Source organism: Streptomyces sp. NPDC051214 (assembly GCF_040682375.1).
Classification (GTDB): domain Bacteria; phylum Actinomycetota; class Actinomycetes; order Streptomycetales; family Streptomycetaceae; genus Streptomyces.
Genome location: NZ_JBFBAT010000012.1, coordinates 65,494 through 78,591, shown reverse-complemented (window position 1 = coordinate 78,591; position 13,098 = coordinate 65,494). Strand labels below are relative to the sequence as shown.

The 13,098-nt window shown below is 68.5% G+C and carries 14 protein-coding genes; 4 read left to right on the top strand and 10 right to left on the bottom strand.

Annotation, left to right across the window (positions count from 1 at the left end; all coding sequences use genetic code 11):
- Nucleotides 1-287: 287 nt before the first annotated feature.
- A complete protein-coding gene (locus AB0M70_RS29385) occupies nucleotides 288-878 on the bottom strand; it encodes a TetR/AcrR family transcriptional regulator (RefSeq protein ID WP_365824471.1) in 591 nt (196 codons plus the stop codon).
- Between the two features lie 86 nt (nucleotides 879-964).
- Here AB0M70_RS29385 and AB0M70_RS29380 point away from each other — a divergent pair, with 86 nt between their 5' ends.
- On the top strand, nucleotides 965-1,987 hold the full coding sequence (locus tag AB0M70_RS29380; RefSeq protein ID WP_365824469.1) for a saccharopine dehydrogenase: 1,023 nt from the start codon (nucleotides 965-967) through the stop codon (nucleotides 1,985-1,987).
- Nucleotides 1,988-2,447: 460 nt separating this feature from the next.
- Here the strand turns inward: AB0M70_RS29380 and AB0M70_RS29375 are convergent, their stop codons facing one another.
- Complete coding sequence (locus AB0M70_RS29375) at nucleotides 2,448-2,858, bottom strand: ASCH domain-containing protein (RefSeq protein WP_365824467.1); 411 nt, start codon at nucleotides 2,856-2,858, stop codon at nucleotides 2,448-2,450.
- A gap of 517 nt (nucleotides 2,859-3,375) precedes the next feature.
- Between AB0M70_RS29375 and AB0M70_RS29370 the strand changes: the two genes are divergently transcribed.
- Complete coding sequence (locus AB0M70_RS29370; protein WP_365824465.1) at nucleotides 3,376-3,756, top strand: hypothetical protein; 381 nt, start codon at nucleotides 3,376-3,378, stop codon at nucleotides 3,754-3,756.
- 116 nt (nucleotides 3,757-3,872) lie between these two features.
- Here AB0M70_RS29370 and AB0M70_RS29365 read toward each other — a convergent pair whose 3' ends face one another.
- The 3 genes from AB0M70_RS29365 to AB0M70_RS29355 form a co-directional block, all read right to left on the bottom strand.
- On the bottom strand, nucleotides 3,873-4,649 hold the full coding sequence (locus AB0M70_RS29365; RefSeq protein WP_365824463.1) for an SDR family oxidoreductase: 777 nt from the start codon (nucleotides 4,647-4,649) through the stop codon (nucleotides 3,873-3,875).
- 152 nt (nucleotides 4,650-4,801) lie between these two features.
- The gene (locus AB0M70_RS29360; RefSeq protein WP_365824461.1) at nucleotides 4,802-5,560 is read right to left on the bottom strand and encodes a glucose 1-dehydrogenase; all 759 of its coding nucleotides are present in this window, start codon (nucleotides 5,558-5,560) and stop codon (nucleotides 4,802-4,804) included.
- A gap of 120 nt (nucleotides 5,561-5,680) precedes the next feature.
- On the bottom strand, nucleotides 5,681-5,947 hold the full coding sequence (locus tag AB0M70_RS29355) for an Atu4866 domain-containing protein (protein WP_365824459.1): 267 nt from the start codon (nucleotides 5,945-5,947) through the stop codon (nucleotides 5,681-5,683).
- A gap of 138 nt (nucleotides 5,948-6,085) precedes the next feature.
- Between AB0M70_RS29355 and AB0M70_RS29350 the strand changes: the two genes are divergently transcribed.
- Complete coding sequence (locus AB0M70_RS29350; protein ID WP_365824457.1) at nucleotides 6,086-6,934, top strand: helix-turn-helix transcriptional regulator; 849 nt, start codon at nucleotides 6,086-6,088, stop codon at nucleotides 6,932-6,934.
- Nucleotides 6,935-6,965: 31 nt separating this feature from the next.
- Here AB0M70_RS29350 and AB0M70_RS29345 read toward each other — a convergent pair whose 3' ends face one another.
- The gene (locus tag AB0M70_RS29345) at nucleotides 6,966-7,235 is read right to left on the bottom strand and encodes a hypothetical protein (protein ID WP_365824455.1); all 270 of its coding nucleotides are present in this window, start codon (nucleotides 7,233-7,235) and stop codon (nucleotides 6,966-6,968) included.
- 120 nt (nucleotides 7,236-7,355) lie between these two features.
- Entirely contained in the window at nucleotides 7,356-7,916 is a 561-nt protein-coding gene (locus AB0M70_RS29340) for a CGNR zinc finger domain-containing protein (RefSeq protein ID WP_365824453.1), read from the bottom strand.
- A 100-nt stretch (nucleotides 7,917-8,016) separates the two neighbouring features.
- Here AB0M70_RS29340 and AB0M70_RS29335 point away from each other — a divergent pair, with 100 nt between their 5' ends.
- Nucleotides 8,017-9,225, top strand: coding sequence for an MFS transporter (locus AB0M70_RS29335; RefSeq protein WP_365824451.1), 1,209 nt, complete (start codon nucleotides 8,017-8,019; stop codon nucleotides 9,223-9,225).
- Nucleotides 9,226-9,230: 5 nt separating this feature from the next.
- Here the strand turns inward: AB0M70_RS29335 and AB0M70_RS29330 are convergent, their stop codons facing one another.
- From AB0M70_RS29330 to AB0M70_RS29320, 3 genes are all read right to left on the bottom strand, one after another.
- A complete protein-coding gene (locus AB0M70_RS29330) occupies nucleotides 9,231-10,379 on the bottom strand; it encodes a hypothetical protein (RefSeq protein WP_365824449.1) in 1,149 nt (382 codons plus the stop codon).
- Between the two features lie 1,154 nt (nucleotides 10,380-11,533).
- The gene (locus AB0M70_RS29325) at nucleotides 11,534-11,860 is read right to left on the bottom strand and encodes a helix-turn-helix transcriptional regulator (protein WP_365824447.1); all 327 of its coding nucleotides are present in this window, start codon (nucleotides 11,858-11,860) and stop codon (nucleotides 11,534-11,536) included.
- Nucleotides 11,857-12,969, bottom strand: coding sequence for a tyrosine-type recombinase/integrase (locus tag AB0M70_RS29320; protein ID WP_365824445.1), 1,113 nt, complete (start codon nucleotides 12,967-12,969; stop codon nucleotides 11,857-11,859). The genes AB0M70_RS29325 and AB0M70_RS29320 overlap by 4 nt, the downstream gene beginning before the upstream one ends.
- Nucleotides 12,970-13,098 lie beyond the last annotated feature (129 nt).

Here is a 13,098-nt window from a genome sequence, read left to right as displayed (position 1 = left end):
CTCTCGTTACGGCAGCCGGCAGCCGGCAAGTCGAGACTTCGTCAGGGAGCGGGAGGGCAGCCAGCGGCTGCCCTGCCCATCGCGTCGTCCAAGAGGCCAAACGCTACCGAGAATCCTCCGCTGCCGAAGGATCAATGCGTTGAGACGATTAGCCTGCTTCCGGTCCAGTGCAGACCGAGCAGCCGGCACACGAGAAAGGCGCTGGCGGCCTGCGCCTTTCGCACAGCTGCCTGCCAACGTCGGGGCGTCGCGCTAGGAACGACCTCACTGCGGGCGAAGCCCTGGGGCTACCGGCCGGTCCGGGCGGTCAGGCCGCCCATGATGAGGTCGGTCAGCGCGGTGACCGCGTCGTCAGCCGATACCCGCCCTTGGTTGAGCTCGGTGGCCATTGCCTCGGCCGCGCCCAGCACTCCGACGCACCGTAGCCGCATGCCTTCGGGGGCCAGGCCCGAGTGCGGCAGCAGCGCGGCGACCATCAACTCCGTGTACTGGTCGAGCATCTCGCGCTGGACCGCCTCCATCTCCGGATTGCCTTTCAGCGCCGCGGAGATGGCGCCGAGTTCGGGCATGTCCGTGGCGCAGGCGAAGTATGCGGTGCTGATGACGCGGGCGATCTCCTCAGCGGTGGGTGCCGTCTCCTGCAACGCCTGTGCGATCGCGGCGCGGTGCCGTTCGTCGAGGCGGCGGTAGAGCGCGAGCAGCAGGCCGGGGCGCGTGCCGAAGTGGTCGTACACGATCGGCCTGCTCACCCCGGCTGCCTCCGCGAGGGTGACCAGAGTCAGGCCGTCTGTGCCCTGGGGTCGCACGATCGTGACGGCGGTGTCGAGCAGTTGCTCCCGCCTGGCCTGCTTGGTCAGGCGGGTCGAGGTGGTGGCCATGGTCCTCCGTTGTGTCGGCCTTCAGGCTATGTTACAAAACGTAGGCTACAAAATGTAGCTTCAGTTCTAGGGATGCGAGGACCGCCGTGACCGCAGTGGAACAGCCAAAACCGGTACTGATCCTGGGTGGTTCGGGGCAAGCGGGCTCGGGAACCGCCGCTCTCCTGCGCCAGTGGCACCCCACACTGCCGCTGACGATTGCGGGGCGCGACATCGACCGCGCACAAAGGGTGGCCGATGAACTCGGCACCGCCGCAGCCGTGACCATCGACCTGCGACGCAGCGATCTCGGCCTGCCGGCCGAGCACAACTACTCGGCCGTGGTCGCCGCCCTATGGGACGACCACCTGAACGGGCTGCACTACGCGCAGGACCACGAACTGCCCTACCTCAGCATCTCCAGCGGCCTGGTGGAGATCGCACCGGAAGTCGTCGCCGGCGCACAGCGGTTACACACGTCGCCGATCCTGGTGGCCAGCCACTTCTGCGCCGGCACCGTCGCCCTCGCCACGCTGTACATAGCCCGCCAGTTCCAACGGGTCGACACCATCCGGATCGGCGCCGTACTGGATGAGTCGGACACCGGCGGGCCCGCGGGAACCGCGGACCTTCAGCGGTGGGCCACAGCCACCACGGCGGGAATGGTGCGCCGCGACGGCGTCTTCACCTGGGTCAACGGCCCCGACACTCAGGCGAATGTGGCCCGTAGCGACGGCGTCGTCCTGCCCGGCCAGAGCATCGCCATCCTCGACGTGCCAAGCCTCGCCCTTGCCACAGGCGCACCCAACGTCCGCTTCGACATGGCCGTCGGGGAATCCGCGGCCCGGCACCGCGGCGACCCCCCGTCCGCCGAGATCCGCATCGACCTCGAAGGAGTAGACCCAACGGGCGCGCCGCTCAGCATCAGCCGCTACCTCATCCACCCGGCAGGACAACGCCCCCTGACCGCACTGGGCATCGCCCTCGGCATCGAGCGGCAGCTCGGCCTGCGCGGCGAACCTCTCTCACCGGGCATCCACACCCCAGAAACCCTCCACGACCCCGCCTACGCTGCCCAGCGGATGACGGAAATCGGCGCCACCCTCATCGACACACCCAGCCAGAGTTGACCGGCGACGCAGCGAACACCCCCAGAACAGACGTCGCTGCGCCGGCACCCACGGGTGATGTGCCTCAGCTCACCCGCAGACGCCAGGCCGGCCTGGAACATCCGAGTACGGCCCGTCGTTCATCTAGATGTGGCTGCGGAGGGGACAGTGTCCCCGGGCCTCACCTATAGCCCATGGGGACGATCGTTCGGCTGAAGCCCCATGGAGCCTTTCGCCGAGAGGCGACCGCCCTCCGCTTGTCACGCCCTACGGCCCCGACTGGTCTCCCCCGTCCAGTCGGGGTCGTTGTGGGCGCCACCGTCAGGCGGCTCCAGTCCGGGGCCGGGCCCATAGCAAGTCAGGGCCACCGATCGATGCTTCCGCCAAGCCGGGACCAGGCGTACGGGCCTTGGGAGACAAGAACACGAGCAACCGCGGGCACGACCGCGGGAGTGCCACGGCTCGGCGCGCCACGCCAAGCTCATGCCAGCGGGGAGGGGGGCTGATCGGCGAGTGGTGAAGAGCTGACGAGGCGAAAGGCAAGGCACACCAGGAGCGTATGGTCGTCGACCGGAGTGCCCATCTGGCTCCAGAAACCTTGGTGGCCGGCACGCCATTCCTCGAGTGAGGCATCACCCTCGCCTTCGGCCTGTGCGTGCGTCCAGGTCACCTCGCTGAAGGGCTTGACCTCTACCCTGGTGATCTCGATGGTCGCTATGGAGTTGCCTGAGTTGTCAAGGAGGGCCAGTTGCTCTCCCACGTATTCCAGACCCTCGGTCTCGGCACGGTACTCATCAAGTAGTCCTGTCGTGGCGACCTTTGATCCGGCCAGGACGAGTGAGTTCAACCGCTCGCGTACCCTCCCGGCGGATCCCAATTCCAGGGCGCGCATGCCGTTCACTCGCGGCCACACCGGCCCATCCCCTTCCCTGATATGTATGCAGCTCCCCGCCGTCCACGCTCCTTGGAGATACTAGAAATGCCGGTGGACGGCAGGCAACTCAGTTGCCGTCACGACGGCCCCGCACGACGCCCACATCTCACCGGAACAGGTCCTCTGCCATACCTACGGCTCTTTGCCGGTCAGTAGACAGTGCATCGATCCCACGCCGCGATACGTACGCTCACGCAAACCGGCCATGCCGGCACTCAAGTCCTGGCAGCGACCGCGCAAACTTCGTGCTCGACCCGCCGCATCACAGGCCTCGTCCAAGCCGTGTTGGTCCCGCACCTCGCCACCTCAACCGCAGTCCGCACGTGCCTGATCGGCGCGTACAGCTGGCGCCAAGTTGCCGCGCGTTGCGCGGGTTTGACGATGTGTAGCACAGGCTTGATCTTGTCTCGGCTCCGATGACAGAGTGATCCTGCACGTTGCATCCCGCACGTTTTTGCAGACAGGAACGTTTGTCATGAGCACTCTCAGTTTTGCCGGAAAGTCATCCGTCGCCGTCGCACTGGCCTGCGCGGCCACGCTGTTGATGCCGGCCACTCCGGCCGCCGCCTCGGACTGGGACCGGAACTGCTACAGCATCTCGGCCCCCTACAAGGGCATCAGCGAGATCATCGGCAAGGCCGGCAAGACCCGCAGCGGCTGCACGGACGCCACGATATCCCTGCAGCGTCACCGCTGGTACGGCTGGGAAGAGATGGACTGGACCCCGCTCGAAAGCGGCACCAAGTTGGCCTATTGGCACTGCACGGGTTCTGGCACCTACACCTACAAGACGGTCGTGGGCGTCGACTCCAACCTCGCCACCTACGAGAGCGCCGAACGCCGCCTGACCTGCTGAAGACGCCTGGCGGACCCGTGAGACGGTCGGCAGCGGTGCGAGGTGATCGAAGGTGTGGTGGGCCGCAGGACCTCCTTGCCGTCGGTGCCAACGCGGCGTACCTACGCGGTCCCAGCCTAGATCGCGGTGAAACCGCCGTCAGCGGCGACGACGGCTCCCGTGACGAAACTGGAGCGGGGCGAAGCGAGGAAGCACAAGACCTCGGCGATCTCCTCGGGCTGCGCCACACGTCCCAACGGCTGCGCGGCGGCGAAAGACGCCAGGTAGGCGCGGCTGTCGGGGCGGATGGTGTCGAGGAAGTCCGTCTCGATGACGCCCGCGGCCACGAGGTTGGCGCGGATGCCCAGCGGGCCGCCCTCGACGGCGAGCACCTTGGTCAGTTGGGCCAGAGCGCCCTTCGACGCACTGTAGGCGACGCCTTCGGGCAGGGCGACGGTGGAGGCGTACGAGCCGGTGCTGACGATGGTGCCGCCGCCGCGGCTCTTCATGGCCCGGAATGCCTCACGGGCGCAGAAGAAGGAGCCCCGGGCGTTGACCGCCATCACGGCGTCCCAGTCCTCGGCCGTGGTGTCGGTGACGGGCTTGTTCTGGGTGCGCCCGGCATTATTCACGAGGATGTCCAGTCCGCCGAAGGCGTCCAGGGCCGTGGCCACTGCGCGGTGGGCCGTCTCTTCCAGGGTGATGTCACCGCTGGTCGCGACGACGCCGGGAAACTCCTCCGCGAGGTTCGTGACGTCGGGGCGCAGGTCGAGGGCGACGACCCGGGCGCCGCGGGCGTGGAGGAGGGCCACGGTCTCTCGGCCCACGCCTCGCGCGGCTCCCGTGACCAGGGCGATCTTTCCGGCGAACTCGGTGGATTGCGATGGTGTGGCGGACGGGGTGTCAGGTGTCATGGTGCGGTTCCTGAAGATGGTTGGGTGAGTGCAGGCGCGCCGGTGCAGGGCAGCACCTGAAGTGCTGTGCACTGGTGCGGTATGCGGGCCGGGTGGGCCGCGTCGTTGACGCATTCGCGGCACGCCGCGTGGATGTCGTACGGCTGGGTTGTTCAGTGCGCTGTGAGTCCGCCGTCGATCACCAGCTCCGCGCCGGTGACGAACGAGGAGTCGTCGCAGGCCAGGAAGAGGATCGCGGGGGCGACCTCGTCGGCGCGGCCGGCTCGGAGCATGGGGGTGCGTTGGATGTCCGGCTGCTGGTCGCCTTGGTCGTCCAGGAGGTCTTGGATCATGGGTGTGGCGATCACCCCTGGGTGTATCGAGTTGACCCGTACTCCCTGCTGGGCGTACTCGACCGCGGCGGTCTTGCTCAACAGGCGCACGGCTCCCTTGGACGCCTGGTAGGCCGCAGCGGCACCGCTTCCCACCAGGCCGAGCACGGACGACGTATTGATCACCGACGCGTTGCCGCTCGCACGAAGGAGCGGCATCGCCGCTCTCATGCCGAGCCATGTGCCTTTCTGGTTCACGTCGATGACGCGGTCCCACGCCTCTTCCCGCGTGTCCTCGATACCCGGCCAGTCCACGATGCCGGCGAGGTTCACCAGCACGTCCAGCGTTCCGAACCGGTCGCTTACGACGGTGATCACTTCGTCCCACTCCCGCGCGGAGGAGACATCGAGGCGGGCAGCGACCACCTCCGCACCACGTTCCTCGATCCTGCGGGACAGCTCCCGCAGGGGGCCTTCGGCGACATCGGTGATCACCAGCCGGGCGCCTTCACTGGCGAAGAGCTCGGCGGTCGCTGCGCCGAGGCCGCCGGTCGCGCCCGTTATCAGCGCGACCTTGCCATCAAGTCGTTGCCCTGTCATGGATGTGGTCCTTGATTCTCGTCGGTGTTGAGTGGCTGACTCACTGTTGGGTCGGGACTTCCTGGTCCTTCGACGGCGCAGTCCCCGATATCAGGGGCGGTCACGGGCCCCCGGCCCTCTCTACGACCGCTTCGGCTCTCGGTAGAGCACGAGGTGCTCGTGGTAGAGCACTCCGTCCCGGATGTCGCCCGTGGCGGTGAAGCCGGTGTCATCGACGTAGTCCAGGTGGCTGCCGACCACCGTGTACCGGCCGGTGTACGCGCTGGCCCGCCGACCGCGGGCTTCGTCGTACCGTCCATCCGGCAGCAGCTCCTGCCGGATGTGGCCATCCGCAGTCACCCACATCCCGACCACGTCGACCTGGTCTCCCTCAACGGCCTGGGCCATGGCCCACTCCTCTCCTCGAACGGTGTGTTCTTCCCGCTCCACCGAGTCTGGGCAGGCCACCGGCCATCAACCAGGACGCGTGCTGCCTGGGCATGACACACCCAGGCAGCGCACCGAGCCCTCGCCTAGCCTGAACGCATGGACGACAACCACCTGGGAGACTTCCTGCGCGCACGCCGCGCCGCCCTGCGGCCGGAGGCCGTCGGCATGGCGAGCTACGGGCCCCGCAGAGTCGCAGGACTGCGCCGCGAAGAGGTCGCCGTCCTGGCCGGAGTCAACGCCGACTACTACACCCGCCTGGAACAAGGCCGCGAGCGCAACCCCTCACCCCAGGTGATCGACGCACTCAGCCGTGCACTGCACCTCGACACGGACGCCCGTGCGCACGTGTACCGGCTGGCCGGGGCCACACCGAACGGCCGGCCCTCCGCCCATGCCACCGAGCAGGTGAGCCCGGCGCTGCGCCAGCTGATGGACGGCTACCCGAACACTCCAGCGTTCGTCATGAACCGCACCCTGGATCTCCTCGCCGCCAACGCCCAGGCCGAGGCCCTCTACGCCCCGTTCGATCCGGCGGACAACTTGGCCCGCATGACCTTCCTCGACCCCGCAGGCCGCACCTTCTACACGGACTGGGACCGGGCAGCACAGGCCACCGTCGCCAACCTCCGCGAGGCAACCGGATTCGACCCCGACAACCCACGGCTGCGCGAACTCGTCCGCACCCTCGGCGAAGGCAGCGCGGACTTCAACCGTCTCTGGAACGCGCACACCGTGCGTGGAAAGACCCAGGACGCCAAACACCTCCTCCACCCGGACGTCGGCGCCCTCACCCTCACCTACCAGGCGTTCGACGTACGCGACGCCCCCGGCCAGCAGCTCGTCATCTACCACGCCGAACCAGGCAGCCCCAGTGCCCAGTCCCTCAACCTGCTCGGTTCCATCCACGCCACCCGACGCGGGCCCACCCCTCGGCCCCGCCGCTGATCAGCCGCACGGAGCTACGTCGGCACCCCGGTCAGCGGAGCCGCACCACCGCGACCGTCGCGTGCCGCGTCGTACCCGCCTCGACCTCCGCCACCAGGCCGCGGCCTGTCGTCGTGAAGGGCTCCCCGCCATCCGTGAGCGCTCTTCGCCCGGGGCCGGAGTCCGACACCAGCCGCGCCACCTCCGCAGCGATCGGCGCAGTCAGGGCCTGCGACAGCATCCGCCGCCCGTCGGCCAGTTGCACGGCCACGCGGTGCGGACGCCCGTCCGGGCCCACGTAGCCGATGACGTCGGCGTCCACGGTCTCGCTGTGCCACTGGCGAAGCGTCGGTATTCGTTCCGTGCACAATTCGGGGCGGTTAGCCCGTGCCACCGGCAGGTCAGCGCACTGAGTCGAGGCCCGGACTCGGACCGGTGTGACTCAGCTTTGTGGGTTGTTGCGGGCGCGGAAGGCTGCGGCTTTGACGCGGTTGCGGCACGCGTTGGAGCAGAAGTGGCGGACGGCGTTGCGGGAGTTGTCGACGTAGACGCGGTCGCAGTGCGGTGCCGTGCAGACACCGAGGCGACCGGCGAGGTTGCTGCCGATGGCCAGGGCCAGCGCGGTCGCGCATCCGGCGCTCCATCCCAAGGCGAGGGTGTCCGTGGTGCCGTGGAAGTGGACTTGCCAAGGTTCGCCGTCAACGTGGTCGAGTTGCGGGCGGGCCCCGGTGGTGCGCAGCAAGCCGTTGACGAGCTCTGCCGCGTTGTCGGTCCGGCCTGTGTCGACGGCGTCGAACACCTCCCTCAACTGCTGTGCCGTGCGCGCGAGGTAGGCCGCGTGATCCGGGTCAATGGCGGCGTCACGGGCGTCTGAGAGGGGCAGTGCCTCGTGGACGGCTTCGGGGAGTCGGTCGCCATGCGGGGCGGTGTAGGGGCGGCCCTGCCGCTCGCCGTCGGTCAGTGCATTCACGAGCGAGACAGCTGCATCGAGCAGCGTCAGCACGTGACCATCGAACATCACTTGACTGGTCACTCCCTTCGGGCCTAGCGTCCCAGGCGTCACCGACGATATCTGATTCGTCGGTCACGAATGAGGGGGCTGCATGCAGGGCAGCGGGCGGTTGCCGCGCGCGGTACGACTGCTGATCGTGGCACGGGCGGTCAACCGGCTCGGCGCGTTTTCGATGTCCTTCCTCACCGTGCTCCTCACTACAGGATTCGGGGCCAGCCCCGCTCTCGCCGGTAGCGTCAGCGCCGCTTTCGGCGTTGCCACGATCCCCTCCCGCCTGGTCGGTGGGCGCCTGGCCGACCGGATCGGCCGGCGCCGCACCATCGTGGCGGGCCTGAGCGGCTGCGCGATGGCGCAGCTGGGACTCGCCGCGGCGGACAGCCTGCCACTGGTTATCTGTTGCGCGTTTCTGCTGGGCCTAGTCTTCGAGCTCTACGAGCCACCCAGCCAGGCGATGATCGCCGACGTGGTGGCACCCGGTGAACAGGTGCGCGCCTATGGCCTATTGAACGCGGCCCTGGCTGCGGCGGGCATGGGCGCCGGGCTCCTCGCGGCGGGTCTGGGCCGCTGGGATCTGCGCTGGCTCTTTGTTGCGGATGCCCTCACGTGCTTGCTCTGCGCACTGACCGTGCACCTGGTCCTGCCCGCTGACCACCGCACCCCCCGGCGTGCCGCCCCAGAGCAGCCGGCCGCGATTACCCCGTGGCGCGATCCTGCCCTGCTGCTCCTGCTTGCGACAGGGACACTGTTCGCCGTGATCTACCTCCAGATCATGATCACGCTGCCGCTGGCCATGGACCATCAAGGACTACAGCCCGCCGACGCCGGTCTGCTGTTTACGGCCTCCGCACTCACCATCTGTGCAGGCCAACCACTGATGCGCCGGGTGCGTCTGGACGCGCTCTCGGCGCCCGTTGCCTTCGTCGCCGGGTATTTGCTGCTGTCAGTGGGGTTGGGCGGGTACGCACTCGCTCACGATCTGGCCGGATGCTTGGTGGCGACCGTGGTGTGGAGTACGGGCGACCTCCTCCTGGTGGGCCGCGTGTACGCGGTGGTCGCCGGGCTCGCCCCGGCGGGCGCCAAGGGACGCTACCTGGCCGTCTACGGCACCAGCTGGGGCATCGCGGGGATCGCAGCGCCGGTGATGGGGACGCAACTGCTCGAGCACGCCGGGCCGACCGGGCTGTGGAGCGTGATGGCACTCGCCTGCCTCCTGCTCGCGGTGCTGCAGCCAGCTCTGCTCCGCTATGTCACGCCCGCCGGTGATAGCACGGTCAACGCAGGGCAGGGTCCGCCGGACTGAGCAGTTCACCGGATGGTGACGTAGTCCGACCAGCGTCGCCCGGCGAAGGCGGCCCAGCGCTCCGCTGTCTTCGGGTCGATGCCGAAGAGGTCGGAGATCACCATTGGGGGCAGGTCGGCGAGCGCTTCCATCATGGCGCTGTTGCGTGCGGCCCTGACTGGCAGGCCGTAGCGGGTCAGTCTTTCGGACAGGCCAGCCGGGTTACGCATTCGGCCTGGGTTATGTCCCGGCAGGAGGTACCGGGTTGCGTCCGCGCCTCTGGGAGGTGACGCATCGCGCTCGAGCTGCTCCTCGATGAGGCGGGCGAGCTTGGGCGGGAGCACAACGGGGTGGCGGCTGACGGTCAGGTAGGTGTGACCGTCAGCGTGGTGGATCTTGTCGGCTGTGAGTTCGACGATCCGCGTCAGCGGGAGGGCGTAGAGACGAACCAGGGCTCCGGCGATGCGAACGTCCAGCGGGAGCGAGGCGTCGCCCAGACAGCGGCGTAGTTCGGCCTGGTGAACCTCCTCAACCTGGAAATGGCCAGGAAACTGGCTGGGCGGGTGCTCGATCGTCAGACCAGTGGTGGTCAGGCGCCGCGCGGTTGCCCAGTGGAGGAAGGGGATGGAGCGGGCCCGGAGCGTGGGATTGCCTGCCGCCCAAGTGTCCAGGGCCGACTGCCCAAGATCGGCCAAGGTGAGGTGCTGAGTATCGAGCCAGGCCAGGAACTTGATCGCAGCGCGGATGTTGGCGCAGTCGCCCTTGTGGGCGGCGTAGCTGTAGCGGCCGCGGGCCGAGCGGCGGCGGGCGTCGCGGATGATATGCCACTCGGCGAACGGGCGTATCGGCGTGGCGTGGTGGGGCGGCAGGCCGGCCAGCGTCCGGGCGGCCCAGTTGGTGAGGAGCGCGAGGTTCTCGTCGCGCTGCGGGAGGATTCCAGCGGTGACCAGCAGGCCGCGCACGTAGGCGGTGGCGTGCCGCTGGGGCAAGGCGTCCAGGGCTTCGTGATCGAGGTGGTCGGGCTGCCGGGCCAGGCGGCCGAGCAGGTGCGCGGCGGTGCTGCGGCGCAGCCAGGCCAGGACCGGATAGGGGTTGGTGGCGCCGGTCAACACGTGGGCGAGGGGTTCGAGAGGTCCGGGAATGGCCGCTGCCCCACCGCTGAGCAGGTCGCTCACACGGGCGGTAAGGGTGCAGCGCGGGCAGCGGCGGCCAGGCAGGAGGTCGGCGGGTTCGCCGCAGTCGGCGCACCGTTGGGGAGGGCCGTCGGGTAGTGCGCACGTCCGACACTGGAGATCTCCGCCGGCGGTCCGACCGATCAGGATGCGCGGTCGGTGGCAGGCAGCACAGGGTGCTGGCGTCGAGCGGGCTTTGGCGTAGCAGGGAGCGCAGACCGGTCCCATCGGCCAGAAGATCCCGACGGCCCGGGTGCGCGCACACAAACTGCACGGGCGGGGTTCGAGCTTGCGGACCTCGCCCGGAGCGCAGGAGGCGCAGGTGAATGCGCCGCGCCCGTAGTCGAGACGCTGGCCGCGGCCGAACTTCCCGCATCGGCTGCAGGTGTCCTCGTGGCCGCCCTTGGCGCACTTGTAGCAGGTGTCCGGGTTGGTCGCGGTGGCGCGAGTGTTGATCGGTGCGATTTGCCCGCAGATGCCGCACAGCCGCGGAGGGCTGGAGTAACAGCCGCCGCATAGCGGTCCGTCAGGTGTCAGGGAGGCGACTCGGCGCTCACGCCCGCAGCGGCAGCACGCCCGCAATGTGCGCGGGGCGCAGGTCTGGCAGAGACAGGTGCCGTCGGGCAGCTGCCGGTGCGGGACCATCATCCGGTGGCAGATCCCGCACTCCTTGCGGGCGTCCGGTTCCTTGTTCCGGCACGGTTTGCAGATGGTGCCCTCCGGTCGGCGGCAGGTGAGCCTCTTCACCGTTCCGCAGCGAGCGCACGGCTTCGCGCTGCGCTGTACCGCGCAGGGCTCGCACACCCGTCCTTCGGGGCTCGTGCGGCTGGGGATCTGGTCGGTTCTTCCGCAGGCCGCGCATGCGGCGGGGGTGACCCGGTCGCCGAATCCGGCGGCGGTCAGCAACAGCAGGAGGCGGGCCGCAGACAGCGGGCAGTCGGGATCCGGGGTGCGCAGCGCATCGGGGCGGCCGGACAGGTAGCGCAGGAGACGGAACGCGTTCGGACCGTTCCAGGCCCGGACCTCCTCGACCATCTCCTGCGCCTGCTCGGGGGCCAGGGAATCGCCGACCGCCGATCTCAGCAGGGTCACGATCTGCCCCCGGGCGGCGTCGAGTTCGGCGCGCAGCCGCACCTGGTCTGGTGAGAGGCGGTCCCTCACGGCTGGCCTGGCCGCCGGATCGTAGTGCGTCGTTCCTTCAGTGGAAGCGGCTCCGCGTCGCCGTCTGCGGTCTTCTTCACCTGCGCGTTCGCCACGACCGGCTTGATGAGGTCGTTCGGCGTGCACGCGAAGATGTCGCACAGCGCGACCAGGGTGTCCATGCTCATCCGCTGCGGCGGCTGCGTCACCAGGCGGTAGACCTGCTCACGCGACAAGGTCACGCCCCGTTCGGCCAGCAGCGGCACCAGGTCCGAGGTCTGGAACATCCCGTGCTCGGCCATCGTGGTGCGCAGCTGCCACTCGTAGCTCATCTTCTTGATCATTCGAGATCCCAGTCGTCGCCCAGCTGCCGTTTCAGGGAAGTCTCCAGCAACCGGTTGCGGTACTCGTCCGAGACGCCCATGTAGACGGCCGTCGTCGAGGCGTGGCTGTGTCCGACCTGCTCCTGGACGAAGCGGGCGGGATAGCCGAACTCCGTCAGGTGCGTGATGTAGCTGTGCCGCAGGCAGTGCAGGTCGAGATCCTCATCCAAACCGGCGTCCCTACGGGCCGTCACGAACGCCTCGTTGATCGACCGCGGGGACAGGCGGCCTACCCGTTCGGTCACCCACAACGCAGGATGCCGCTCCGGCGACAGCCGCGGGCGCACGTCGCTCACCCACTCACTCAGGACGTCGACCACCCAGTCCATCTCCGGGACCAGCAGCACCGAACGGCGCTTCGGCGGCGCGCCCTTGGAGGACTTCCCGTACCGAACAGCCACGCTGCCGAACTGCCCGAACTGCGGCGCCTTGCGGTGACGCCTCAAGTCCACCAGGTCCACTTGCGAGGACTCGGTGCGCCGCGTGCCGAAGGCATAGATCGTTTTCAGTACAGCGGCGTCACGAAGGGCGGTCAGAACGCCCTTGCGTCCCTGTCCGCGGATCCTGCCCGGACGGGCATCGGCTGCGTCGAACAGCGCCTGCACTTCGTCGTAGTTCAGAGGCCGGCGCCGCGGATCACCCTCGTACTCCACCGAGTGCAGAACAGAGTTGCCCTCGTGGAAGACCTCCTGCGGCGCGTGGCCGAACCTGGTCAGGCAGATCTCCGCCCACCCGTATCGTCGGTCGAGCAGGAACTCCATGAACAGAGCAATGATCACCTCGTAAGCCCTAGCAGTTGACAGCTGGACCGGCGTGGCCCCGCTACGAAGGTGCACGATGAACGCCTCGCCGTCAGCGGGAGACCACTGCCAGGGGTACAGGCCGGTGAACTGCCCGAACCGCTCAATCAAACGCAGTCGGGGCTGGATCGTTGTCGGCTGGAGGAAGCGGGCAGCCTGCTGCCGGGCCCACCCCTCCCGCATCGCAGAAAAGACCGCCGGCTCCGGGTCCAAGTGGACAACGTTCGGCGCCAGCACGAGACGCACCGAACCGGGTGCCTCAGCGACCATGCCGCTTGTTGTACCAAACGCATCAATGTTGCGTCTATGTGTGCCCCGGCCGGTCAGCCGCCTTCGACGTAGCCGCCCTCCGCCACAAGCGACCGCTGACCAGCGGAAACGAGACAGGGGAAAGCGACG